At 67.9% G+C, this 24,252-nt stretch carries 22 protein-coding genes; 13 read left to right on the top strand and 9 right to left on the bottom strand.

The window, feature by feature from the left end:
• The first annotated feature begins 3 nt into the window (after positions 1-3).
• Positions 4-2,073 (top strand): type II secretion system secretin GspD, encoded by a 2,070-nt coding sequence (gene gspD, locus AC07TU_RS09395; RefSeq protein ID WP_495187637.1) that lies wholly within the window; start codon positions 4-6, stop codon positions 2,071-2,073.
• On the opposite strand, the gene AC07TU_RS09390 is transcribed toward gspD, so the two are convergent.
• The 3 genes from AC07TU_RS09390 to AC07TU_RS09380 are packed head-to-tail and all read right to left on the bottom strand — an operon-like array spanning position 2,067 to position 3,495.
• Positions 2,067-2,525, bottom strand: a complete 459-nt coding sequence (locus tag AC07TU_RS09390) for a hypothetical protein (protein WP_495187636.1) — start codon at positions 2,523-2,525, stop codon at positions 2,067-2,069. The two genes, gspD and AC07TU_RS09390, sit on opposite strands and share 7 nt — an antisense overlap.
• Positions 2,516-2,983, bottom strand: a complete 468-nt coding sequence (locus AC07TU_RS09385) for a hypothetical protein (RefSeq protein WP_495187635.1) — start codon at positions 2,981-2,983, stop codon at positions 2,516-2,518. Before AC07TU_RS09385 ends, AC07TU_RS09390 begins: the two co-directional genes overlap by 10 nt.
• On the bottom strand, positions 2,980-3,495 hold the full coding sequence (locus tag AC07TU_RS09380) for a hypothetical protein (RefSeq protein ID WP_495187634.1): 516 nt from the start codon (positions 3,493-3,495) through the stop codon (positions 2,980-2,982). The genes AC07TU_RS09385 and AC07TU_RS09380 overlap by 4 nt, the downstream gene beginning before the upstream one ends.
• A 167-nt stretch (positions 3,496-3,662) precedes the next feature.
• Here AC07TU_RS09380 and AC07TU_RS09375 point away from each other — a divergent pair, with 167 nt between their 5' ends.
• Positions 3,663-6,152 (top strand): PhoX family protein, encoded by a 2,490-nt coding sequence (locus AC07TU_RS09375; protein ID WP_495187633.1) that lies wholly within the window; start codon positions 3,663-3,665, stop codon positions 6,150-6,152.
• Between the two features lie 60 nt (positions 6,153-6,212).
• Here AC07TU_RS09375 and AC07TU_RS09370 read toward each other — a convergent pair whose 3' ends face one another.
• The 4 genes from AC07TU_RS09370 to AC07TU_RS09355 are packed head-to-tail and all read right to left on the bottom strand — an operon-like array spanning position 6,213 to position 9,980.
• Entirely contained in the window at positions 6,213-6,563 is a 351-nt protein-coding gene (locus AC07TU_RS09370) for a hypothetical protein (protein WP_495187632.1), read from the bottom strand.
• A gap of 35 nt (positions 6,564-6,598) precedes the next feature.
• The gene (locus tag AC07TU_RS09365) at positions 6,599-7,252 is read right to left on the bottom strand and encodes a TetR/AcrR family transcriptional regulator (RefSeq protein WP_495187631.1); all 654 of its coding nucleotides are present in this window, start codon (positions 7,250-7,252) and stop codon (positions 6,599-6,601) included.
• A gap of 2 nt (positions 7,253-7,254) precedes the next feature.
• A complete protein-coding gene (locus AC07TU_RS09360) occupies positions 7,255-8,559 on the bottom strand; it encodes an amidohydrolase family protein (RefSeq protein ID WP_495187630.1) in 1,305 nt (434 codons plus the stop codon).
• Entirely contained in the window at positions 8,556-9,980 is a 1,425-nt protein-coding gene (locus AC07TU_RS09355; RefSeq protein ID WP_495187629.1) for an amidohydrolase, read from the bottom strand. Before AC07TU_RS09355 ends, AC07TU_RS09360 begins: the two co-directional genes overlap by 4 nt.
• Positions 9,981-10,188: 208 nt before the next feature.
• Here AC07TU_RS09355 and AC07TU_RS09350 point away from each other — a divergent pair, with 208 nt between their 5' ends.
• Genes AC07TU_RS09350 through AC07TU_RS09315 form a run of 8 tightly spaced genes read left to right on the top strand, consistent with a single transcriptional unit; the run spans position 10,189 to position 17,761 of the window.
• Positions 10,189-10,872, top strand: a complete 684-nt coding sequence (locus tag AC07TU_RS09350; protein WP_495187628.1) for a DUF4129 domain-containing protein — start codon at positions 10,189-10,191, stop codon at positions 10,870-10,872.
• The gene (locus AC07TU_RS09345) at positions 10,869-12,065 is read left to right on the top strand and encodes a hypothetical protein (protein WP_495187627.1); all 1,197 of its coding nucleotides are present in this window, start codon (positions 10,869-10,871) and stop codon (positions 12,063-12,065) included. The genes AC07TU_RS09350 and AC07TU_RS09345 overlap by 4 nt, the downstream gene beginning before the upstream one ends.
• A complete protein-coding gene (locus AC07TU_RS09340; protein ID WP_495187626.1) occupies positions 12,062-13,018 on the top strand; it encodes an AAA family ATPase in 957 nt (318 codons plus the stop codon). The genes AC07TU_RS09345 and AC07TU_RS09340 overlap by 4 nt, the downstream gene beginning before the upstream one ends.
• Entirely contained in the window at positions 13,015-14,262 is a 1,248-nt protein-coding gene (locus tag AC07TU_RS09335; protein WP_495187625.1) for a DUF58 domain-containing protein, read from the top strand. The genes AC07TU_RS09340 and AC07TU_RS09335 overlap by 4 nt, the downstream gene beginning before the upstream one ends.
• Positions 14,259-15,263 (top strand): stage II sporulation protein M, encoded by a 1,005-nt coding sequence (locus AC07TU_RS09330; protein WP_495187624.1) that lies wholly within the window; start codon positions 14,259-14,261, stop codon positions 15,261-15,263. Before AC07TU_RS09335 ends, AC07TU_RS09330 begins: the two co-directional genes overlap by 4 nt.
• 10 nt (positions 15,264-15,273) lie before the next feature.
• The gene (locus AC07TU_RS09325; protein WP_495187623.1) at positions 15,274-16,155 is read left to right on the top strand and encodes an RDD family protein; all 882 of its coding nucleotides are present in this window, start codon (positions 15,274-15,276) and stop codon (positions 16,153-16,155) included.
• A 9-nt stretch (positions 16,156-16,164) separates the two neighbouring features.
• Positions 16,165-16,662 carry a methyltransferase family protein gene (locus tag AC07TU_RS09320; RefSeq protein WP_495187622.1) on the top strand — a complete coding sequence of 166 codons (498 nt, stop codon included), beginning with the start codon at positions 16,165-16,167 and terminating at the stop codon, positions 16,660-16,662.
• Positions 16,663-16,672: 10 nt separating this feature from the next.
• Positions 16,673-17,761, top strand: coding sequence for an agmatine deiminase family protein (locus tag AC07TU_RS09315; RefSeq protein ID WP_495187621.1), 1,089 nt, complete (start codon positions 16,673-16,675; stop codon positions 17,759-17,761).
• Positions 17,762-17,764: 3 nt separating this feature from the next.
• On the opposite strand, the gene AC07TU_RS09310 is transcribed toward AC07TU_RS09315, so the two are convergent.
• Positions 17,765-18,175, bottom strand: a complete 411-nt coding sequence (locus AC07TU_RS09310; RefSeq protein WP_066580508.1) for an acyl-CoA thioesterase — start codon at positions 18,173-18,175, stop codon at positions 17,765-17,767.
• 118 nt (positions 18,176-18,293) lie between these two features.
• Between AC07TU_RS09310 and AC07TU_RS09305 the strand changes: the two genes are divergently transcribed.
• A complete protein-coding gene (locus AC07TU_RS09305; RefSeq protein WP_495187620.1) occupies positions 18,294-19,418 on the top strand; it encodes a zinc-binding dehydrogenase in 1,125 nt (374 codons plus the stop codon).
• Positions 19,419-19,556: 138 nt separating this feature from the next.
• Here AC07TU_RS09305 and putA read toward each other — a convergent pair whose 3' ends face one another.
• The gene (putA, locus tag AC07TU_RS09300; RefSeq protein WP_495187619.1) at positions 19,557-23,156 is read right to left on the bottom strand and encodes a trifunctional transcriptional regulator/proline dehydrogenase/L-glutamate gamma-semialdehyde dehydrogenase; all 3,600 of its coding nucleotides are present in this window, start codon (positions 23,154-23,156) and stop codon (positions 19,557-19,559) included.
• Positions 23,157-23,276: 120 nt separating this feature from the next.
• Between putA and AC07TU_RS09295 the strand changes: the two genes are divergently transcribed.
• Together AC07TU_RS09295 and AC07TU_RS09290 are read left to right on the top strand one after the other, a co-directional pair.
• Positions 23,277-23,759, top strand: a complete 483-nt coding sequence (locus tag AC07TU_RS09295) for an Lrp/AsnC family transcriptional regulator (RefSeq protein ID WP_495187618.1) — start codon at positions 23,277-23,279, stop codon at positions 23,757-23,759.
• A 36-nt stretch (positions 23,760-23,795) separates the two neighbouring features.
• Entirely contained in the window at positions 23,796-24,200 is a 405-nt protein-coding gene (locus tag AC07TU_RS09290) for a hypothetical protein (protein ID WP_495187617.1), read from the top strand.
• The last annotated feature ends 52 nt before the right edge of the window (positions 24,201-24,252 follow it).

Below are 24,252 nucleotides of genomic sequence, written 5' to 3'. Positions count from 1 at the left end.
CCCGTGCCGCACCCGATCCGCAACATCGCCCTTACCGTCGCGCTCGCCTCCATGGTCGCGCAGCCCGTGCTCGCGCAGCAGAGCGAAGCCGCGGACATCGTCGTCAACATGCGCGGGGTCGAGATCGCCGATGTCGCCGACCAGATCTCGCGCCTCACCGGCCGCACGCTGATCCTCGATCCGGCGGTCAAGGGCACGGTCACCGTCACCTCCGCCCAACCGCTTTCGCCCAGCGGCGTGTGGGAGCTGTTCCAGTCGGTCCTGCGCGCCAACGGCTATGCCGCCGTCCGTTCGGGCCGCGCCTGGCGCATCGTGCCGCAGGGCAATGCGGTGCGCGATGGCGGCGTGCCCTCACGCGGCGCATCGGGCCAGGAACTGGTTACGCGCATGATCCGCCTGTCGAACGTCCCCTCGGCCGAGGCGGCGCGGGTCGCGCGTCCGCTCGTCGCCAGCTTCGGCAGCGTCGAGCCGCTCGCCCAGCCCAACGCTGTGGTCGTCACCGACTATGCCGACAATGTCCGCCGGATCGAGGGCATCCTGCGCGCGCTTGACGGCAATGGCAGCGGCCTCACCTTCGCCACCGTGGCGCTGCGCAACGGCAGCGCGGCCGATGTTGCACAGGCGCTTCAGGGCGTGCTCGGCGATCCCGCTGCGGGCGGCGCCCGCGTCGCCGCTGACCCGCGCAGCAACACCATCATCATCCGCGGCACCCCTGCCGCGGTCGCCGATGCGCGCCGCATGACGGCCTCGCTCGACGCGCCGGGCGGCGCGACCCCGATCACCCGCGTCTTCCGCCTCAGCTACGCCGATGCCGAATCGGTGACGGAGGTGCTGCGCGGCGTGCTGGGGCAGGAAGCGACGACCAACAACGCCGTCGCACGCAGCCTGTCCAACCGGAGCAGCAATTACCGCAGCCCGACCAGCGTTCTCGGCGGCCTCGCCCGGACGGGCGGCAGCAACCCCGCGGATACCGCGACCGCCGCCGCGACTGCCGCCTTGCAGGCCCAGCAGTCCCAGCAGTCCCAGCTCGGCCAGCGGACGAACGAGACGCCGCAGGGTTTCTCCACCCCGGATCTGAGCGTCCAGCCCTCGCCCGACATCAACGCGGTCGTCGTGCGCGGAACGCCCAGCGCCATCGCCGCAATCGAGCCGCTGATCACCGATCTCGACGTCCGCCGCCCGCAGGTCATGATCGAGGCCGCGATCGCCGAGATCACCGGCGAGGAAGCCGAAGCGCTTGCCGTCCAGCTCGGCACCAGCGGCGCGGCGCTCAGCCAGATCGAAGGCGCGGCGACCTCGTTCAGCACCAGTCCCGGCCAGCTCTCGCTCGGCACGATCCTCAACGCCCTCGGCGTGCCGATGGCCAAGGCGCTTGGCCCCGGCCTCACCGCCAATATCGGCATCGGCAATGATTTCTCGATCCTGGTCCAGGCGCTCGGCACCTCGACCAAGTCGAACCTGCTCTCGACGCCACAGATCACCACGCTCGACAACAAGCTCGGCGAGTTCGTCGTCGCGCAGGAAGTGCCGTTCATCACCGGATCGATCCTGACCGATTCGTCCAGCAATGTGCGTCCCTACACCTCGATCGAGCGCAAGGATGTCGGCATCACGCTCAAGGTACTGCCGCGCATCAACGCCGGCGACACGATCCGGCTCGAGGTGGTGCAGGAAGCCTCGTCGATCGCGGCGACGCAGTTGAGTGAAGCCAGCGACCTCATCACCAATCGCCGTGCGATCAACACGACGGTACTCGCCGACAATGGCCAGACGATCGTGCTCGGCGGCCTCACCTCGGACGATTACGGCCAGATCAAGAGCCAGGTGCCGATCCTGGGCGACATCCCGATCCTGGGTGAGCTGTTCAAGAGCCGGCGCGAAAGCCGCAACAAGCGCACCCTGTTCATCTTCCTCAAGCCCACCATCCTGCGCAACGGCGAGGAAGCGGCGGCGCTGGCCAAGGCGAAATATGCGCGCCTGCGCAGCGAGGAGCTGGATCTCAACACGCCGAGCAATCTGCTGCTCAAGCCGCTCCGTCCGCGGCTGACGCTGGAGATCGACGGAATCTACTGACCGGCAGGCGCGTCCGCGGCCGGGTCGCCGGCCGCGGGCTCAGGCGCCGTCATCGCCACCCGCACCCGCTCACGCCCGCGGGTAAAGAACGCCGCGTCAATCGCCAGGCTCTCCAGCCGCCAGCCATCGACGCTCTCGCCGACGGTCAGGCTGCGCGAACTTCCATCGGCAAGCCGCACCATCGCCACCGCATCCTTGTTGAGCCGGCCGGCGATTCCTACCAGCGCCGGGGTATCAGCCGGCGCCTCCTCACCGCCCTCCGCCACCGCAAAGACGGGGCGTTCGTAGATGGCGGCGATCTCCGCTACTGGCGGCGGGACCACCGCGCGTTCGGTCGCAACGGGCGCTGGCGCCGAGCTCTGGCTGCCGGGCCATAGCAGCAGCAGCGGCATCGCGGCCGCGAACATCGCTGCCGCGCCAAGCGCGATCCCGCTCTCCCGCGTCAGCGCCATGCCGCCACCGCCTCACCTTCGACCCGCAGCCCGCCGCCGTTCAATGCGCTCGCCCGCCAGGATGCGAAGCGCAGCAAGGGCGCCTCGCGCTCGATCCGGTCGACCAGCGCAACCACGGCCTTGTCCGGTCCCGACAGACGGAGCTGCAACCGTACCAGCCCCTCGCCGCCGGGAATCTGCGCCGTCTGCTCGACCAGCACGCCACCCTCTGCGGCCAGCTTGCGTACGCGATCTGCCTGCGCCCGTGCCGCCGCCGCTTCGCTTTGCCCCGGTGCGCGCAATCCGGCCCCGGTCAGCGGCACTGCCGCGCGAGTCGGCGCGCGCGCCGCGGCCTGTGCCTCGGCAACCGCGATGCGCGCGCGCTCAAGCTTGCCGAGCGCGGTTCCGGTCGCGGGCGCCAGCAGTGCAATCGCGGTCAGGCCTCCCGCGATCCCGGCGATCAACGTCGCCCGGTTCATGCCGCACGCCTCATCGTCACCGCGATCATCGCGCCCGCGCGGCGCTGACCCGTCTCACGAAACGCCGCAAGCGCGGGATCGCGCCGCATCGCCGCGCGCAACAGGTCGGGATCGGGTGCGGTGATCTCGATCTCCATGGCGCCCTCCGCCGCCTTGCGCATCCGCGCGACCCGCGCATCCGCCGGGATCGCCACCGCGAGATGATTCAACAAGATCGCCACACCGGGATGGCGCACCGCCTCACGCAAAGCAGCACGTGCCGCCTGCGCGCTTGCTTCCGCCTTCAACCGCGGCAAAGCCTGCGCCGTCAGCCGCGCTGCTTCCGCCCGCGCGCGCCATTCGATCAGCGCAGCCCCGGTGATCGTCGCCAGTGGCCCCAGCGCGATCAGCGCGGCCAGCGCCAGCGCCAGCCGCCAGTCCACCGGCCCGCCCGGCAAACGCGGTGTACGCAGCGCCCGCGGCGCGGCCAGGCGCTGCGCCATCCGATCGGCAAGGCTGTCCTGCTTGTCCATCGCCGCCCCCTAGCCCGCGCCGTTGTCGCCGAACAGCCTGTCATCGAAGAGTCGCCAAACCGACACAGCTTCGTCTCCGCTCGTCCATCACACCGTAAAACGGCCCCGCCACAGCCCCCGGCAACCGCATCCGTACCGGATTCGGATCATAAAGGGGGTCTCACAACATGACCGAGAGCACCGATCTGGCCATTGGATATAGCGACGGCGACGTCGATACCAACAACACCGCCAATCCCACGCTCAACGCGCTGATCGAAGCGCGCTACTCGCGCCGCGACACGCTGCGCTCGGGCGCCTCCGCGGCTGCCGTCGCGGTGTTCGGCGGCGGTATTCTCGCTGCATGTGACAACGCCAATGCCGATGCCGACCCCTTCCCCAACCTCGCCTCGGTCGGCTCGTCGGGCAGCGCCAATTCGGGTCAGGTCGTCACGCTGACCGCCAGCGTGACCGACAATGGCCCGATCACTTCGGCCTGGGTGCAGACCAGCGGCCCTGCGGTCACGCTGATCAACGCCAGCTCGCTCAATGCCAGCTTCATCGCGCCCAGCGTAGCCGCGGCCACCGCACTCGTCTTCCAGTACAGCGCGACCGACAGCGCCAGCCACACGACGCAGGGCACCACCACGGTCACTGTTTCGCCCGCCGCGCTTGGCTTCGCCTCGCTGTCGAAGAACAAGAACGACGTCGTCACCGTCCCGGCGGGCTACACCGTCACCGTGATGACCCGTCTCGGCGATCCGATCGCCACGGGCGTCGCCGCGTACAAGAATGACGGCACCGACACCAATTTCGCGCAGCGCATCGGCGACCATGGCGACGCGCTCTACTGGTACGGCCTGTCGGCCGCCGGCGCGCGCGACGACAATAATTCGGTCCGCGGCCTGATGGTGCAGAACCACGAGAACCTCAACGTCCAGTATCTGCACCCCGCCGGCCCGACCAACACCCTGCCCCGCCCCGAGGCCGAAGCGATCAAGGAGATCGAGGCGCACGGCGTGTCGGTCACCGAATATGTCGAGGGTGCAAACCGCGCCTGGACCTATGTCCAGAACTCGACCTTCAACCGCCGCATCACCCCGAACACGCCGGTCGTGTTCAACGGGCCGGTGAAGGGCACCCATTGGCTGTTCACCGCCTTCTCGAACGACGGCACCACCGGCCGCGGCACGGTCAACAATTGCGCCAATGGCCATACCCTCTGGGGCACCAACATCACCTGCGAGGAAAACTGGGCAGGCTATTTCGCGCGCCCCAGCGCGGACAACGCCGCGCGTACTCCGCGTGAACTGGTCTCGCTGCGCCGCTACGGCGTCACCAGCACCAACGGCAACTATGCCTGGGCTTCGGTCGTTCCGGCCGACGCGTCGAACACGACCTTCAAGCGCTGGGACGCGCGCGCCACCGGCGCGTCGGCCACCGCCGACTATCGCAACGAGCCGAACCAGCTCGGCTGGTGCGTCGAGTTCGATCCCTATGACAAGGCCGCTGCACCGCGGAAGCGCACCGCGCTCGGCCGTCTCGGTCATGAGGGCGCCTGGCCCGGCAAGCTGACCCCGGGCAAGAAGGTTGCGGTCTATCTCGGCGACGATTCGCGCGGCGAGTATTTCTACAAGTTCGTTTCGAACGCGAACTGGGACGCGGCCGATGCCCAGAACGCCAACCGTCTGTCGATCGGCGACAAATATCTCGACGCCGGCACGCTCTATGTCGCGAAGTTCGCAGCGAATGGCACCGGCAGCTGGGCTCCGCTGACCTTCGGCACCGTCCCGAACCGCCCGGCGCAGGGTTCGGACGTCGAATATGTGTTCGAGAGCCAGGCCGACATCCTCGTCAACACCCGCCTTGCCGGCGACGCGGTCGGCGCAACCAAGATGGACCGCCCGGAATGGACTTCGACCAATCCGGCTACGGGTGAGATCTACCTCACCCTCACCAACAACAATGCCGCGACCCGCCCGATCACCGGCACCGACGCGGCCAACCCGCGCCACTATAACGACCCGACCGGCCCGTCGAACTCGGCCCAGTTCGGCAACCCGAACGGCCATATCCTGCGTCTGCGCGAGACCGGCGACGACCCCGCCTCGCTCACCTTCGCATGGGACATCTACCTGTTCGGCGCCGACTCGGCGGATTCGAACAGCGACGTCAACATCTCGGGCCTCACCGCCGCCAACGACTTCTCCAGCCCCGATGGTCTGTGGTTCTCGCGCCCGACCAACGCGGGCGGCCTGGTCAAGCCGCTGCTGTGGATCCAGACCGACGATGGCGCTTTCACCGATCGCACCAACAACCAGATGCTGGTCGCGATCCCCGGCACGGTCGGCGACGGCGCGGCGGTGACGATCACCAACCGCGGCACCGGCGGCGCCACCGCGACGCAGGCCACGCGCCGCGGCGCACTGGCGAGCGACACGACCCTCAAGCGCTTCCTGATCGGCCCGGTCGAGTGCGAGATTACGGGCGTCGACAGCACGCCGGATGGCCGCACACTGTTCGTCGGCATCCAGCATCCGGGTGAAAACGGCACGCCCGCTGCGCCGTCCAGCGCCTGGCCGGCCAATCAGGCCAGCGGCACGGCGCCCGCCGGCACGCGCCCGCGCTCGGCGATCGTCGCGATCACCAAGAATGACGGTGGCGTCGTCGGCCTCTGAATTATGCCCCCAACTCGATGGGGAGGTGGGGTTCGCCCCGCCTCCCCTTTTTCTTTCGGGCTAGTTGGCGTCCGTCCGGCTGATGATCTTCGCGGTGCCATCGCGCGTGATCGAGATGATGTGCGGGGTCTTGCCGCAATAGATGCGCCAGCTCGGGTTGCCGTTGACCGGATCGAAACGCTCGGTCTGCGTCACTTCCTGACAGTTGAAACCCGCATCGCGCACCGCGCGCAGGAACACGCCGTCCCGCGCCGCCGGCGCCAGCGCGAGCACCTCTGCCTGAACATTGGTCGCGCTCGCCGCATTCTCCACGACGGCATTGACAGCCGCTGCCGTATTCTCCGCCTTCTCCGCGCCGCCGCATGCACCGAGCAGAAGCGCTCCGGCCATCGCCACACCGATTTTCCGCATGTTTCCTATCTCCTTCACGGCGATAACGCCGATCGTCACGGCTTCGATCCGACCATCTTCAGAAACAGCCGCGTCGCGCGTTCCACGCGGGCGCGGATCACCTCCGGCGATGGCGCGGGTTCAAGCCCCAGCTTGATCCCCATGTCCGACAGCCCCTGCCACAGGCCGCACAAATCCTCGGCTGCCATCCAGGGGTCGTCAATCTCGATCTCGCCCTGATCTGCCGCCTCGCTCAGCGCATCCGCCAGCCGTCCGATGCATAGCGCAGGCCCGGCCTGGTAGAAACGCTCCGCCAGCCGTCGCGACTGGGCGATTTCGTTCATCAGCACCCGATCGACCGCGATATGCTCCTCGCTGAAGATGAATTCCATCAGCATGATGCCGTAGGCGTTGAGCCGTTCCTCGAGGCACCGGCCCGCGGCGACTCCGTCGTCGAACACCCCCGCCATCCGCCCGCTTTCGGCGCGGATCACCTCTTCGAACAGGGTCTCCTTGTCGCCGAAGCGGCTATACACCGTTACCTTGGAAACCCCCGCCGCCTGCGCGATGTCCTCGATCGTCGCGGCATGGAAACCGCGCGCGAAGAAGGCCGCGCGCGCAGCTTCGATGATCGCACCATATTTGGCGGGGTCACGCGGGCGGCCGGCGCGCCGCGGTTCGACCGCGAAGCTGCCGGCTTTCTCGACCACGCTCAGCGCTCGTACGCCTTGGGCAGAGCACCTTCCTTCGGATCGAAGTAGCGCTGCTTGAGCTTGTCCTGCCGCGTCGCCAGCGGCTGCTCGACCCCGTCGATCCACACGCGCGTGGCCGCGGTACCGATTTCCAGCGGATCGCCGTCCCATACCACCACGTCGCCACGGCGGCCGGGACGCAACGATCCGAACTCGCTGCCCATCCCCATCGCCTCGGCCGGCTTGGAGCTGATCGACGCGAATGCCTGTCCCCAGTCGAGGCCTGCCGCCCCCGGAATCTTGCTCAGCGCAACAAGATTCCCCGCATATTGCTTCACCAGCCGCGCCTGGCGCGTCTCGTCGTCATTGATCATGCCGATACCGACAATCACCCCCGCCGCCTGCAGCCGTCCGATGTTCGACTGAGTGGCGGCAAGCTGCTCGAACGAAGCAGGCAGATCGGCCAGCGCCGAAGCGAGCACCGGCACCTTCGCCGCGGCGATCTGCCGCGCCACGGTCCAGCCTTCGGTCGCGCCGACCAGCACCAGCTTGAGCGCCGGCACCTCGCGCTTGAGGTCGAGCATCACCAGAATGTCCGACGCGCGCTCAACATGGACCAGCAGCGGCACCGTGCCGTTGACCACCGGAACCAGCGCCTGCGCATCGGCACGGGTCAGCAGCGCGTCCTTGCCACGATCGGCGAAGCTGCCCGGCACGCGGGCATAGTCGCGCACCTCGAACAGGATGTTCTTGAGCATTGCATAGGCCGCCGGGCGGCTGCCGCCGGCGCGCGCGGCGCCGGTCTCGCCATATTCCATGAACTGGAAGGCGCGTGCCTTGGTCACCGCGTCCATATCGGAACCCAGGTCGATGATCGCCCCCTGTCCGCCGAAGATCGATCCGCGTGCCTGCGGGGCCACGACAGCACGCGTGATCCCCTCCGCGCGGTTGAGCGTGATCGCACTCGTCTTGGGGTTCACCGCAGGTACCACGTCGATCGCGGCGTTGAAGGGCGAGCTGCCCGCCCCCGCATCGTTGGTCTCGCTGACTCCATCGACCTCGACGATGCCCATGCGGGTGAAACCGGCGAAGATGCCGGGCGTCACCCAGCGTCCGCCCGCATCCACCACCGGAACGCCGGCCGGCACCGCGACGCCACGCCCGGCCGCAACCACGCGCCCGTCGCGCACCACCACCGTGCCGCCCTCGACCGGAGCGGAACCGTCGCCGATCACCAACCTGGCATTGGTCACCGCCACAGTCTGCGCGGCGGCGGGAACCGCGACGCCCAGCGCCGCTGCTGCTGTCAGAAGGAGCGCCTTCATTTCACGTCTCCCTCACCCGGCTGGCCCAGCTCGAAGTCCGATACCGGCCTCCGTTTCGGATCGAGTGCATCATAAAGCAAGGCACCGTCGATCCACACCTTCTCAGGCCTCGTGTAGACGCTGAACGGATTGCCGTTCCACAGCACCACGTCGGCCATCTTGCCTGCCTTCAGGCTGCCCGTAACCTTGTCGATGCCGAGCGCCCTGGCCGGCGTGATCGCCGCCCATTTCCACGCAGTCTCCTCGGACACGTCGAAGCCCGCACGCTTCGCCGACGCGCGCACCTTGGCGATCTCCTGATTGAGCCGCTGGATGCCGTTGGCGTCGTCCGAATGGATCATCCCGCACGCCCCTTCGCGCTCGAGGATCGCGAGATTCTCGCCGATCGCATCATAGGACTCCATCTTGAAGCCCCACCAGTCCGCCCATACCGCGGCGCAGGTGCCATTGGCTTTGAGCAGGTCGGCGATCTTGTAGGCCTCCACCGCGTGATGGAACGTGCCGACCTTGTATCCGAACTCCTTCGCCATATCGAGGACGATGGCCATCTCGTCCGCGCGGTAGCAGTGGTTGTGGATGATGATCTCGCCGTCGAGCACGCCGCGCAGCGTGTCCATCGCCAGATCGCGCGTGGGGGCCTCGCCGCCCTTCTCCTCGTACTTGTCCCAGCGCCGCTTATATTCCTGCGCCTTGGCCCAGGTGCCACGGTCGACCGCGATATTGCCCATCCGGGTCGAAGGCATCCGCCCCTTGCCGCCATAGACGCGCTTGGGGTTCTCGCCGCACGCCATCTTGAGGCCATAGGGGGCGCCGGGGAACTTCATCCCCTGCATCGTGCGCGCATAGACGTTCTTGAGCGTCACACTGCGTCCGCCGAACAGGTTGGCGGAGCCCGGCAGGATCTGCAGCGTGGTCACGCCGCCATTGGTCAGCGCACGGCTGAAGCCCGGATCCTGCGGCCATACGCTATGCTCAGCCCAGACTTCGGCGGTCACCGGTCCGGTCATCTCGTTACCGTCCGAATGCGCCTGCACGCCGGGGCTGGGATAGTCGCCAAGATGGCTGTGCACGTCGATCACGCCCGGCGTCACATATTTCCCGCGCCCGTCGATCACCGTCGCGCCTTCCGGCGCCGCAATCGTCTGGCTGACCTCGACGATCTTGCCGTCGCGGAACAGCACCGCGCCATTGTCGATCCGCCCGCCTTCACCGTCCAGGATGGTGACGTTGGTCAGCAGCGTGGGCACGCCCGGATAGGCCCGATAGGTCGAAGGATAGGGATTGTGATCGAACCCCTTGCCCTTGCCGGGACCGCGCTGCGCGGGCGCGTCCGATGCGGCGCTCTTGGGCTTGTCCTCCGCGCTGGCTGCGCAAGCCGCGAGGCTCGCGGCGGCGGTGACGCCGATAATGGTACGGATCAACTTGGCTGCCTCCCTGCTCGTCTATCTGTTTCAGCTTAGTTGAAGCGGCACCGGCCCGCTCCCCCACCTGGCCACCCAACGGCAGTATGATGTGGGTGGCCGGGTGGGGGAGCAGGCCGGTGCCGCCTGACTGACAGCAACTCTAGGAGCGAAAAGCGTTGCGCGCAATTTGGCTATTTGCTCCAACCGTCGCGATGGGGGGATTCGCGTGACAACGGCACCGGCCGCACAGGGAAGCGCCCCGCAGCCGGCCGCCTTTGGCGACCCCGCAGCGATCGATGCCGCGCATCGTGCTGTCCGTGCCGATTCGTCGATCCAGTTCGACCTCCCCTGGCAACAGCCCGACCCCGCCAACCCGCCCCCGCGCTGGCTGATCGAGCTGTTCCAGTCGCTCGGCCGCTTTGTCGATTGGGTCGGAGGCGGCTGGTATGTGCTGATGTGGACTGCGATCGCGGTGGTCGCCATCGCGATCCTGCTCGCGCTTTTCCCCGCGGTCCGCGAATGGTTCGCTGCACGCCTGCTGCGCCGGGGCGAGGTCGTACCCGAGGCTCCACGCTGGGCACCCGACGCCCATGTCGCGCGCGCGCTGCTCGACGAGGCTGACCGGCTCGCCGCAACCGGCCGTTATGCCGAAGCGGTCCGCCTGATCCTCCACCGCAGCATCGAGGATATCGAGAAGTGGCGCGGCGATTCGCTCCGCCCCTCGCTCACCAGCCGCGACATCGCCGCCTTCGAAAGCCTGCCCGACACCGCCCGCAGCGTGTTCCGCCGCATCGTCGCCGATGTCGAGCGCAGCCTGTTCGGCGGCAACGCGCTGGGTGAAGCCGACTGGACCCGCGCCCGCGCCGACTATGCGGGCTTCGCGCTGGCCAATAGCGAACGCCGCCGATGAGCAGCGAGACCACCAGCCCCTTCCGCAAGCGAACCGTGCTGCTGCTGATCGTTGCAGGGCTGGTCCTGACGCTCGGCTTCCTGCTGGTCAACGCCTATGGCGACCGGATCGAGCGGCAGCGCGGCAACACCCCCAGCCCTGCCTCGCGCTTCGCGACGGGTTTCAGGGGCCTCAGCGACCTGATCGAAAAATCGGGCGGCACCGTCAGCCTGTCGGGCGACGCCACCGACCGCCCGCAACACGGGCTGATGATCCTCACTCCAAATCTCCGCACCAAACCCGACGAGCTCATGGCGGCACTGAGTGATGCGGCCGACGAGACGGCGCCGGTGCTGATCGTCCTGCCCAAATGGACGACCCGCCCCCAGAAGCGCAGCCCCAGGCGAGAGGAACGCCTCACCGGCGCCCCGCCGGCGGTGCTCGCCCAGATGCTGGCCCCGCTCACAAAGGTCGAGATGCGCCAGGCCGAGAAGGTGTCGCTGCGCTACCCCACCAGCCTCAACCTGCGCCCCTTTCGTACGCCGGAGACCGTCCAGTCGATCGATGGCGAGAAGATCTACCCGTTGATCACCGCATCGGACGGGAGCGCCGTGTTGGCCGAGCTGCCGGGCACGCACGTCTACATCCTCGCCGACCCTGATCTGCTCAACAATTTCGGCCTTGCGGAGCGCCAGAACGCCTTCGCCGCAATCGCGCTGCTCGCCGCGCTCGACCCCGACAATCCGGGGACGGTCGTGTTCGACACGATGCTTCCCTTTGGCCCGGGCGGTCGCAATCTCGCCCAGCTGATGTTCGAGCCGCCCTTCCTCGGCGTCACGCTTGCGCTGCTTGCCGCGGCGCTGCTCGCCGGGATCGCGACCTGGGCGCGCTTCGGCCCGCCGCGGCGGGAACCGCGCGCGGTCGCATTCGGCAAGCGCGCGCTGATCGAGAATATCGTCAGCCTCGCCCGGCGCGCCCAGCGGGTGCGCGAAGGCGGCGACGCCTATGCCGATTCGGTTCGCGACTGGGCCGCGCGCCGCCTCGCGCTGCCCCGCACCCTGCAAGGCGAAGCGCTCGACGCACATCTCGACGCGCTCCCGACCCAGACCCCCTATGCCGCCACGATCGACCGCGTGCGCAACGCGAAGACCGAGGCGGAGCTGCTCCACGCGGCGCAGAAACTCGACGATTGGCGAAAGGAAGTGAAGGCATGACACTCGAAGACGTCCGCGCATTCGGCGCGGCGATCGATGCCGAGGTATCGAAGGCCGTGGTCGGCCAGTCGGTCGCGACGCGCCTTCTCACCGTCGCGCTGCTCTCGGGCGGCCATGTCCTGCTCGAAGGTGCGCCGGGCACCGCCAAGACCCTGCTCGCGCAGAGCTTCGCGCGCACGCTTGGCCTTCAGTTCGGGCGCATCCAGTTCACCCCCGACCTGATGCCCGGCGACATTCTCGGTACCAGCCTGTTCAACTTCCAGACCTCGACCTTCGAGCTGAAGCGCGGCCCGGTCTTCACCGAACTGCTGCTGGCGGACGAGATCAACCGCACCCCGCCCAAGACCCAGGCCGCGCTTCTTCAGGCGATGCAGGAACGTACCGTAACCATCGACGGTGATACGGAAAAACTGTCCGATCATTTTACCGTCGTTGCAACGCAGAACCCGATCGAGCAGCAGGGCGTCTATCCCCTGCCCGAAGCGCAGCTCGACCGCTTCCTGTTCAAACTCGCGATCGACTATCCCGGCGAAGAAGCCGAACGCGCGATCGTCGCGCAATATGGCACCCGAACCGGATCGCCCCGGCCCGAGGATAGCGGCGTCGCGCAGGTCGCCGACCACGCCGGTATTGCTGCAGCGAGCGCGGCGGTCCTCGGAGTCCGACTTGCCGACGAAGTGATCGCCTATGTCGTGTCACTGATCCGTTCGACGCGCGGCCATCCCGATATCGCCAATGGCGCCAGCCCCCGCGCCGCCTCGGCGCTTGCCGCCGCCGCGCGCGCCGCCGCGGCGCTGGAGGGGCGCGACTATGTGATCCCTGATGACGTCAAGCTGCTCGCCCAGCCCTTGCTGCGCCACCGCGTCGTGCTCTCGCCCGCCGCGGAGATCGACGGCCGCCGGGCCGACGATATCGTCGCCCAGCTCATCGACCGGGTCGAGGCGCCGCGTTGATCGTTCCCACCCAGCGCGCCGTGGCGCTGGTGCTGGCGGGGGCTCCGCTGGCGCTGGTGCTCGGCGTCATGCGCCCGGACGGGTGGCTGCTGGCGCTGCTCTGGGTGTTCGCGATCCTCGTCCTCACCGCCCTCGACGGTGCGCTCGCCCCGCGGCTGCGCGATGCCGATCTTGCCGTTTCGCCGCCCGGCTCGGTCGAGGTCGGCGACCGCGTCCAGCTCTCGCCCGCTGGCGGAGGCGGCCTGCGCTATGCCGCGGACGTCGGCGCGCCGCTCGATCCCGCCGATGCTCCCCTCACCTGGTCGGCCAGCCGCCGGGGCACGGCGAAGGTCGCGCGCATCTGGGGCCGCGCCGCAGGCCCGCTCGGTCTCGCCTGGCGCCAACGCAGCCGCGCGATCGATGACGAAATTCGCGTCCTTCCCAGCCTCCGCCCCGTGCGTGAGCAGGGCATGCGTCAGTTCCTGCGCAGCCGCCAGTTCGGCACACGCATCCGCCCGGACAGCGGCGACGGCACCGAATTCCAGTCACTCACCGATTTCCAGCCGGGCATGGAGCGCCGCGCGATCGACTGGAAGGCATCGGCGCGCCACTTCTCGCTGCTTGCACGTGAATTCCGGACCGAGCGCGACAACAGCGTCGTCTTCGCGATCGATTGCGGCCGCGCGATGAGCGAGCCGGTGGACGGCCAGCCGCGTATCGACCGCGCCGTCTCCGCGGCGCTGCTCGCCGCCTTCGTCGCACTCAAATCGGGCGATCAGGTCCGTCTCTTCGGCTTCGCCGGCCGCCCCAGCGCGGATTCGGGCAGCGTTTCAGGCACAGCGGGCTTCGCAACCCTCCACCGCACGGCGGCTGAGATCGACTATGGCACCCAGGAGAGCAACTACACGCTCTCGCTGGTCACCCTCGATCAGCGGCTCCAGCGCCGCAGCCTCGTCATCCTGTTCACCGAATTCACCGATCCCACCGCCGCCGAGCTGATGATCGCCGCCGCGGCACGCATGCTCAAGCGCCACCGGGTGCTGTTCGTCCTGTTCCACGACACCGAACTGGACGCGCTGCTCGACGCGCGCCCGGCAGAGGCGGACGACGTCATTCGCACCAACATCGCCCACAGCCTGATCCGCGAGCGCCGCATCGTCATCGAACGTCTCCGCCGCCTCGGTATCGACGTGCTCGAAGCCGCGCCCGACGATCTCGCCCTCGCCCTCGCCGAACGCTATGTCCGGGACCGCGAACGTCCATGAGCAGCGCAGCAACCCCCGCCTTCGGCGTCCGCCATTTCCGTGCCGAGCGCGAGGCCGACTGGCAGCGGCTCGAAGCGCTGCTCGATCTGGTCGAAAAGAAATCACCGAAACGCCTCACCAACGATGATCTGGTCGAGCTTCCGCGCCTCTACCGCGCCACGCTGTCGGCGCTGTCGATCGCGCGCGAAACCTCGCTCGACGCGTCGATGACCGCCTATCTGGAGAGCCTCTCCACCCGCGCCTATTTCGTCCTCTACGGCTGCCGCGATCCGCTCTGGCGGCAGATCGGCGGCTTCTTCACCCATGGCTGGCCCGCCGCGGTGCGCGGCATGCTCGGCGAGACGCTGCTGATCGGCGCGCTGTTCCTTGCCTGCGCGCTAGCCGGATATTTCCTCGTGGTCAGTGATCCGGCGTGGTTCAACGCACTCGTTCCTGCCGAAATGTCGGGCGGGCGCGACATGAACGCCACTGCCGCATATCTCCGCTCGACCCTCTATGACGCGCCCAATCAAGGCGGGCTTGAGGTATTCGCAACCTACCTCTTCACCCATAATGCGCAGATCTCGATCCTGGCATTTGCGCTTGGTTTCGCCTTCGCCATCCCCACCTTCTTCCTGATCGCCAGCAACGGCGTGCTGCTCGGCGCCATGTATGCGGTGTTCGTGCCCAAGGGGCTGGGCTACGGCTTCACCGGATGGTTGCTGATCCACGGCTCGACCGAACTCAGCGCGATCATCCTCGCCGGTGCCGCGGGCCTGCATATCGGCCGCGCCGTCGCCTTTCCCGGGCAGCGCACCCGCATGGCCGCCGCGGGCGAAGCGGGCCGCCGCGCCGCGCTGGTGATGATCGGTGTGGTGATCATGCTGCTCGTCGCGGGTCTGCTCGAAGGGTTCGCGCGCCAGCTGATCACCGGCGACTCCGCCCGCTACGCGATCGCCGCGACGATGTTCGCGATCTGGGTCGCCTATTTCGCGCTCGGAGGCCGTCGCGCGCATGGCTAGACGTCCTAAGATGAAGCCGACCCGCGCCAGCGATATCGAGCGCCGTACGCGCGCGCTGGTGACGCCGGAGGGGGTGACGCTGCACCTCCGCCTCGCCACCGCCGGGGCACGTGCCGGTGCGTTCACGATCGATGCGCTGATCATGCTCGTGGTGCTGATCGCGCTCACGGCCGGGGCGATCACGCTCTGGGGCAGCACCGGCAGCGGCGGTCCGGCCGCGATCATCTGGCTGCTCGGCTTCTTCCTGCTGCGCAATTTCTACTTCACGCTGTTCGAAAGCGGCACGCGCGCTGCGACGCCCGGCAAGCGCGCGCTCAAGCTGCGGGTCGTCGCGCGCGACGGCGGGCGGCTGACCGGCGGCGCGATCCTCGCACGCAACCTGATGCGCGAGGTCGAGGTGTTCCTCCCTCTCATCTTCCTGATGGTCGCGCAGGCAGAGGGGTTCAGCAACCGATGGCTCGGCCTGCTTGGCCTGGGCTGGACCGCGATCTTCATCTTCATGCCGCTGTTCAACCGCGACCGGCTGCGCGCGGGCGACCTGATCGCGGGAACCTGGGTGGTGGAGAATGAGCGGCCGAAGATCGCGCCCGATCTGCTCGCCGCCAACGATCGCGACGCGATCGACGCCTATGGCTTCACGCCGCAGGAACTGGAAACCTATGGCCAGTTCGAGATCCAGCGTCTGGAGGATGTGCTCCACCGCAACGATCCCGACACGCTCATCACCGTCGCAGGCGTCATCCGCCGCAAAATCGGCCGCCGCGACGAAGGCGGCAGCTGGAGCCACGACCGCGATTTCCTCGAAGCCTATTATGCCGCGGCGCGCCTGCATCTCGAACGCCGCCTGCTGTTCGGTCAACGCAAGCGCGACAAGTTCGATTCCGCCGGTTAAAGGACCGGGATGACCGACACCACGCCCGCCGCCCAGCCCGCACGCGACACTGCGGGCGTCCTCGCGCCGCCCCCGCTGATCTATCTCGGCTTCCTGGCCCTCGGCCTCGCGCTCGAATTTCTGGTGGTGCGCACGCAAGGCCTGGACATGCCCGTCTCGCTGCGCTGGACCGTGGTCACAACCCTTATCCTTGTCGGCGCCGCCGTGATCGTAGCGGCGGTGCTGCGTTTCCGCCGCGCCGGCACCCCCGCCCCGCCCTGGCAGCCCACCACCGCGTTCGTCGCGCAGGGCATCTACCGCTTCACGCGCAACCCGATGTATCTGGGCATGACGCTGATCTATTGCGCGCTCGCCGTCGCGGCCAACGCACCGGTGGTGTTCTGGATGCTGATCCCGCTCTGCGTCACGATCCACTATGGCGTCGTGCTGCGCGAGGAACGCTACATGGCCGCCAAGTTCGGCGCGGCCTATATCGACTACGCCCACAGCGTTCCGCGCTGGCTGTAAGCGGGCGGGCATGACCCGGCGCGAAATCCTCAAGGCGGGTGCACTGCTCGCCGGCGGCGGTGCCACCGCATGCACGAAGGATGCCCCCGCACCGGCTCCACGCTACGAAATGCCGCTCGAAAGCGCGCCGCACAAACGCACGCTGATGCAATGGCCCGCCGCAGTCGGCGTCTATGGCGCGCGCGATCTCGCTGCCGTGCAGTCGGTGATCGTCGGCATCGCCAATGCGATCGCGGCGTTCGAGCCGGTGGCGCTGCTCGCCGCACCCGGCGCGCGCGGCCTCGATCGCGCCCGCTTCAGCCGCGATGTCGAATTCTGGGATATTCCCACCGACGACCTCTGGTGCCGTGACAGCGGCCCCACCTTCGTCCGCGCCCCGGATGGCAGGCTCGCCGTCTCCCACATCCGCTTCAACGGCTGGGGCAACAAGCAGCGCCACGCCAATGACGGCCGGATCGCGGGCGCGGTCGCCACGCGCCTCGGGCTGCCGCTGATCGACAGCGGCGTGGTAGGCGAACAGGGCGGCGTCGAGCATGATGGCGTCGGCACGATGCTCGCCCATGCCAGCTGCTGGGTGAACGACAACCGCAATCCCGGCCTCTCCGCCGATCAGATCGCCGCGCGGCTCGGCACTGCGCTGGGGGCGCAGAAGATGATCTGGGCGCCCGGCGTCAAGGGCGCCGACATCACCGACTATCATATCGATTCGCTCGCACGCTTCGTCGGTCCCGGCCGTGTCCTTATCCAGGTCGACGAGCAGGTCGACCGCGACGATCCGTGGTCGGTCGCCGCGCACCAGACGCTCGCAGTCCTCGAAGGCGCAACCGATGCGCGCGGCCGCAAGCTGGAGATCATCCGCCTGCCCGACCCGGTCGATATCCGCTCCGGCGATCCGGATTTCGTGTCGAGCTACATCAACTATTATGTCTGCAATGGCGCGGTCATCGCTCCGCAGTTCGGCGACGCGCATGCCGACGGCGAAGCGCGCAAAACGCTGGCGGCGCTCTATCCCGGCCGCACGATCGTCCAGTTGAACATCGATGCGCTGGGCGCGTCGGGCGGCGGCATCCACTGCGCGACGCAGCAGCAGCCCGCCTGAAGCTTACCCCTCGCGCTTCCCGAAGAAATGCTCGACGATATGCTCGGCGATCCGCGCCGGGCGCAGCGTCTGCGCATCGACACAGCACCAGCGCGACTTGACCTCGGCCAGCACCTCGTCGCCGCGACGGATCACCGTCTCGTAAAAGGCACTGACACCCTGCACTTTTTCGAGCAGCACCGTCGCCACCACCTCATCGTTCAGAAAGGCGGGTTTGCGGTAGGTGATCTCGTGCTTGAGCGCGACCCACAGATGCTTCGCCACCTCTTCAGCCGGCGCCAGCTTCTGCCAATGGCTCAGAACCGCTTCCTGTACCCATTTGAGGTAGCTGGCATTGTTCACATGCCCCATGAAGTCGATGTCCGCCGGATCGACGGGGATCGGAACATCGAACGGAGCAGAAGCGCGGGTCATGAACTGACCTTAACGTAAAGTGCTGCACGGGGCGAGAAGATTCGCAACGCGAATGTCCCGCTTGAAGAAATTTTAGAATTCACGGTATGCTGCAAGCGTATCCAGGAGGATTGCCAGCATGACCGACCTTCCCGCGCAAGCGCGCCAGCTTTTCTCGACCGTCACCGAGGACGGCCAGCTCCAGCTTTCCCTCCGCGACGTCCCCGTGCCCGCACCGACGGGCGACGAAGTGCTGATCCGGATCGAGGCGACCCCGATCAACCCGTCCGACCTCGCCGTGCTGCTCAGCGCCGCTGACGGCAATGGCTTCACCCCCACCGCCGACGGGGCCTCCGCGCCCATCCCTGAAGCCGCACGTCGCGCGGTCGCTCCACGCCTCGGCACCCCCCTTCCGATCGGCAATGAAGGCGCCGGTACGGTGGTCGCCGCGGGCGACGATCCCGCTGCACAGGCGTTGCTCGGGAAAACCGTGGCGGCGGCGGGCGGTGCCTTCTACGCGCAATACCGGCTGCTCCGCGCTCGCGACTGCCTCCCCCTCCCCGACGGTGTCAGCGCGGAGGAAGGTGCCTCGTCCTTCGTCAATCCGATGACCGCGCTCGCGATGATCGGCACGATGCGGCGCGAAGGCTATACCGGCCTCGTCCACACCGCCGCCGCCTCAAACCTTGGCCAGATGCTGGTCAAGCTGACCCAGAGCGAAGGCGTCCCGCTGGTCAACATCGTGCGCAGCCAGGCGCAGGCCGATCTGCTCCGCGGCCTCGGCGCCACCTATGTCATCGACAGCAGCGCGCCCGACTTCATGCCGACCCTCATCGACGCGATCGCAGAAACCCAGGCGTTCCTCGCCTTCGACGCGATCGGCGGCGGCAAGCTCGCCGGCCAGATCCTCAACGCGATGGAGGCCGCTGCGGTCCGCACCAACCCCGCCAATGGCCCTTACGGCTCCAGCACGATGAAGCAGGTCTATATCTATGGCGGCCTCAACATGGCGCCGACCGAGATCAGCCGTGGCTTCGGGATGAAATGGGGCGTCGGCGGCTGGCTGCTCACCCCCTATTTGATGAACGCTGGCGGCGAGGAGGTGATGCGGATGCGTGCCAAGGTCGCGGCGGAGATCCGCACGACCTTCGCCAGCGCCTATACCAGCCGCATCACCCTCGACCAGGCGGTTCAGCCCGACATCATCGCCGCTTACAACCGGCGCGCGACGGGCGAGAAATACCTGATCCTGCCCAACGGCTAGCGCCAATCGACATTCAGTTCAGGTGGAGGCGAAAGCGTGATTATCGAGTAACGGAGCGCAGCGTACTAAAGGTACGTGAGCACCGGAGCGCAGAGAATCGCGCTTTGCAGCCCCGCATGGGCTGAATGTCGGTTGGCGCTAGGCCACCGCCATCAGGCTGGCATTACCCCCGGCCGCCGTGGTGTTGACCGAGGTCGAGACTTCCTCGACCAGCCAGTCGAGCCGCGGCGTTCCGGCTTGCGCCAGCACGATCGGTCCGGGCAGCGCGGCGATATCGGCCAGCGCAGCCATCCGCGCTGCCGCATCGCCTTCGATCAGCGCACCGCTATACGGCCCGGCCTTGCGCCAGTCGTCCGCCCAGCTCAGGCGCGCAGCGACCCGCTCGGGCAGTCCGGCCAGTTCGCCACGCAACGCCGGATTACCGATCACGGCGCGATTGCCGGTCGCCAGCACCGCCGCGACCTGCTGGAGCAGCCCCACGCGCGTCCGCGGCAGCAGCAGGACATTGCCGCGCGGATGCAGCGCATAGATGTTGCGCTCGCCCACCGGCCCCGGCAGCTCGACCTCAGCCCCCAGCAGTGACGCCTCGCCGGCTAAGCGCGCCACCTCGCCTTCGTCGCCCAGCCAAAGCGCGAAGTCGCGCAATGCCGGATCGCTCCTGGCCGATGCCACGCCTGTCGGCACCGTCGCCGCCTGAACCAGCCGGCCGAGATAGAGCGGCCCGCCCGCCTTGGGTCCGGTGCCCGAAAGCCCGCGTCCGCCGAACGGCTGAACACCCACCACCGCACCGATGATATTGCGGTTGATGTAGAGGTTGCCCGCCTCCACCCGTTGGCTGACATGTGCGATCGTCTCGTCGAGCCGCGTGTGCAGTCCAAAGGTCAGCCCATAGCCGGTGGCATTGATCGCATCGATCACCCGGTCGAGGTCGCGGCGCTTGTAGCGCACGACATGCAACACGGGCCCGAACACTTCGCGTTCGAGATCGGCGATACTCTGAAGCTCGATGATCGTCGGCGGCACGAACGTGCCCTGCGCGGTATCGCCCGCCAGCTCGATCTGTTCGACGGCCCGGCCCATTCCGCGCATCTTCGCGATATGGCCCTCGATATTGGCCTTGGCTTCTGCGGTGATCACCGGGCCGATATCGGTCGAGAGGCTGTCCGTCCGCCCGATCGACAGTTCGTGCAGCGCCCCCTTGAGCATCGCCAGGATACGGTCCGCGACATCGTCCTGCAGGCACAGGACGCGAAGTGCCGAGCAACGCTGCCCTGCACTATCGAAGGCGGAGGCAATCACATCGCCCACCACCTGCTCGGCCAGCGCCGAGCTGTCGACGATCATCGCATTCTGCCCGCCAGTTTCGGCAATGAAGGGCACCGGCGCGCCGTCGGCGGTGAGCCGTTTCGCCAGCTCCTTCTGGATGATCCGCGCGACCTCGGTCGATCCGGTGAACATCACTGCCTGCGTCCCCGGCGCCGAAACCAGCGCCGCACCGATCCGCCCGTCGCCCGGCACCAGCTGCAACGCCTCCGCGGGAATCCCCGCCTCGTGCAGGATCGCAACGCCCTGCGCGGCGATCAGCGGAGTCTCCTCGGCGGGCTTGGCAAGGACGGTGTTGCCGGTCACCAGCGCCGCCGCGACCTGCCCAGTGAAGATCGCCAGCGGGAAGTTCCACGGGCTGATGCAGGTCACCGCGCCCAGCGGCTTGTGCGCCGTGCCCAGGGTCGCGCGTGCCTGCACGGCATAATAGCGCAGGAAGTCGATCGCCTCGCGCACCTCGGCGATGGCATTGGGCGCGGACTTGCCCGCCTCGCGCATGATCAGGCCCATGAGGATCTGCATCCGGTCCTGCATGAGGTCCGCCGCGCGATCGAGGGACGCGGCGCGCTCGGCGGGCGCCACCGCCGCCCAGTCCGCCGCGGCCGCCTGTGCCGCCGTCACTGCGGTCTGAGCGGCCTCGGGCGTCACCTCGACCACCGTGCCGACCACATCCTTGCCGTCCGCCGGGTTGTAGACCGGGCGCGAGGTGCCGATCCGATCCGCAGGTTCTGCCGCCCAGCCAGCGGCCGCGCTTGCCTCGAGCGCCTTGCCCAGCTTGGCCAGTACCACCTCGTTCGACAGATCCAGCCCGTCCGAATTGCGGCGTGCGCCATAGAGGCCGGCAGGCAGCGCGATCAGTGGATGCTTGGCACCGACGACATCCATCGAACGCACCTGATCGACCGGATCGGCGACCAGCTCGGCGATCGACACTTCGGGGTCAGCGATGCGGTTGACGAAGGACGAGTTGGCACCGTTCTCCAGCAGGCGCCGCACCAGATAGGCCAGCAACGTCTCGTGCGTCCCCACCGGCGCATAGATGCGGCACGGCCGGTTGAGCTTCGACGCGCCGACCACCTCGTCATAGAGTGGTTCGCCCATGCCGTGCAGGCACTGAAACTCATAGTCGCCGATGGCGAAGTCCGGCCCTGCCATCTGGTAGATTGTCGCCAGCGTCTGCGCATTATGCGTCGCGAACTGCGGGAAGATGCGGTCGCGGTTCGCCAGCAGCTTCCGCGCGCAGGCGATGTACGCGACGTCGGTGTAGATCTTTCGCGTATAGACCGGGAAGTCGGGCAGCCCGTCGACCTGCGCGCGCTTGATCTCGGCGTCCCAATAGGCGCCCTTGACCAACCGCACCATGATCCGCCGGTCGGCGCGCTTGGCCAGATCGACGATCCAGTCGATCACGAAGGGACAGCGCTTGCCATAGGCCTGCACGACGAAGCCGAGGCCGTCCCAGCCCTTGAGGTCAGGATCGAGCGCCAGGCTCTCGAGCAGATCGAGCGACAGTTCGAGCCGGTCGGCTTCCTCGGCATCGATGTTGAATCCGATGTCATAGCCCTTGGCGAGCACCGCCAGCGCCTTCACCCTGGGCAACAGCTCGCCCATCACTCGCGCCGCCTGCGCGCGGGCATAGCGCGGATGCAGCGCCGACAGTTTGATCGAGATGCCCGGCCCGCCGACCACGCCGCGCCCTGCCGAGGCTTCGCCGATCGCGCGCACGGCATTCTCGTAATCGCGATAGTAACGATCGGCATCGGCCATCGTCGTCGCCGCTTCGCCCAGCATGTCATAGCTGTACTGGAAGCCGCGCGCCTCCAGCGCCCGCGCCCGCTTGAGCGCCTCGGCGATCGTCTCGCCGGTCACGAACTGCTCGCCCATCATCCGCATCGCCATGTCCACGCCGCGGCGGATCACCGGCTCACCCGCGCGCGCGATCAGCCGCGTCAGCGCCGCGCCCAGCCCCGCATCGTTGACGCTGCCGGTCAGCTTGCCCGTGACCACCAGCCCCCAGGTCGCGGCATTGACGAACAGCGACCGCCCGTCGCCGATATGCGACTTCCAGTCGCCATCGGCGATCTTGTCGCGGATCAGCGCATCGCGCGTATCGTCGTCGGGGATCCGCAACAGCGCTTCGGCAAGACACATCAGCGCCACGCCCTCCTGACTCGACAGCGCATATTCCTGCACCAGCCCCTCGACGCCCGTGCCCTTGTGCTTGGCGCGCAGCGCGGTGATCAGCGTCGTCGCAGTGATCCGTGCCGCCTCACGCGACCCCTCGGGCAGGCTTGCCTGCTCGACCAGCGGCGGAAGACACTCCGGCTCAGGCCGGCGATAGGCAGCGGTGATCGCGGCGCGCAACGGGGTCTGCGGGCGGATCGGCGGGGCGAAGTCGGCGAAGGGCGCGGTCATCGAAGAACCTCGTGAACGGAGTGATCGCACCATCCTATCAGCTTTGCACGCCGCGATTGGACTTTTGAATGGCAAGTGACGTATCACTTCGCCTTCATTTCCAGGTACGCTAAGGCAAATATGGCCGAAAAATCCGCCGATCCGGTCATTCTGGACGCATTCGACCACAAGATCATCGACGTGCTGCGCGCCGATGGCCGTATCGCGATTACCGATCTCGCCGCGCGCGTCGGCCTGTCCAAGACGCCGTGCCAGGTCCGCGTGAAGCGACTGATCGCCAACGGCACGATCCGCGGCTTCCGCGCGATCGTCGACCCCGCCCGGCTCGGTCTCGACCATATCGCCTTTGCCGAGGTGAAGCTCTCCGACACGCGCGAGGATGCGCTCGCCGCCTTCCGCCAGGCGGTGCTCAGGATTCCCGAGGTCGAGGAATGCCACATGATCGCAAGCAGCTTCGACTATCTGCTCAAGGTCCGTACCGCCGACATCCGCCGCTATCGCGAGGTATTGGGCGAGCGGATCTCGAGCCTCCCGCACGTCGCCAGCACCTCCACCTTCGTCGCGATGGAGACGATCCGCGATTCCGGGATGGGGGGCGCTTAAGCTGACCTTCAGGTCGGCGTTCCTATATCCGCCACGATGACCGCGCCCGCCGCCTCTCCGCACGCCGCACGCCGCGCGCCCTGGGCGCTATGGACGACGCTGCTCGCGATACTGCTGGCATTGCAGGCGTCGACGGGCGCGATCCGCCCAGCCGCGGCCATCGAGACCGGCACCATTGCGGCGAAGCTCACCCTTCCCGCTCCCTTCGCCGCACAGTTCCGCGAGACCGGCCATGCGCTCAAGGCCGCCGGTCAGCGCCTCAACGCCGCCAAGCCGGACGACGGCCGTGACGGCCCGACACCGCCGCTTCCGTCCGGCATTGCCGCCCTTGCCATCCCGGCGGTGCAGAGCGGCCTCCACGCCCCCTCCGGCGCCACTGCGCCACGCGGCGACACCGCCGCCCGCGCCTATCGCGCCCGCGCGCCTCCACGCGCTGCCTGAGCGGCGCAGCCGCACATCCCGCTGACCATTGAAACCGGCCGCCTCCGCGCGG

This window comes from Sphingomonas sp. GW821-FHT03E12 (assembly GCF_059420685.1).
The sequence above is the reverse complement of the archived record's forward strand: the minus strand, read 5'-3'. Positions and strand labels throughout refer to the sequence as shown.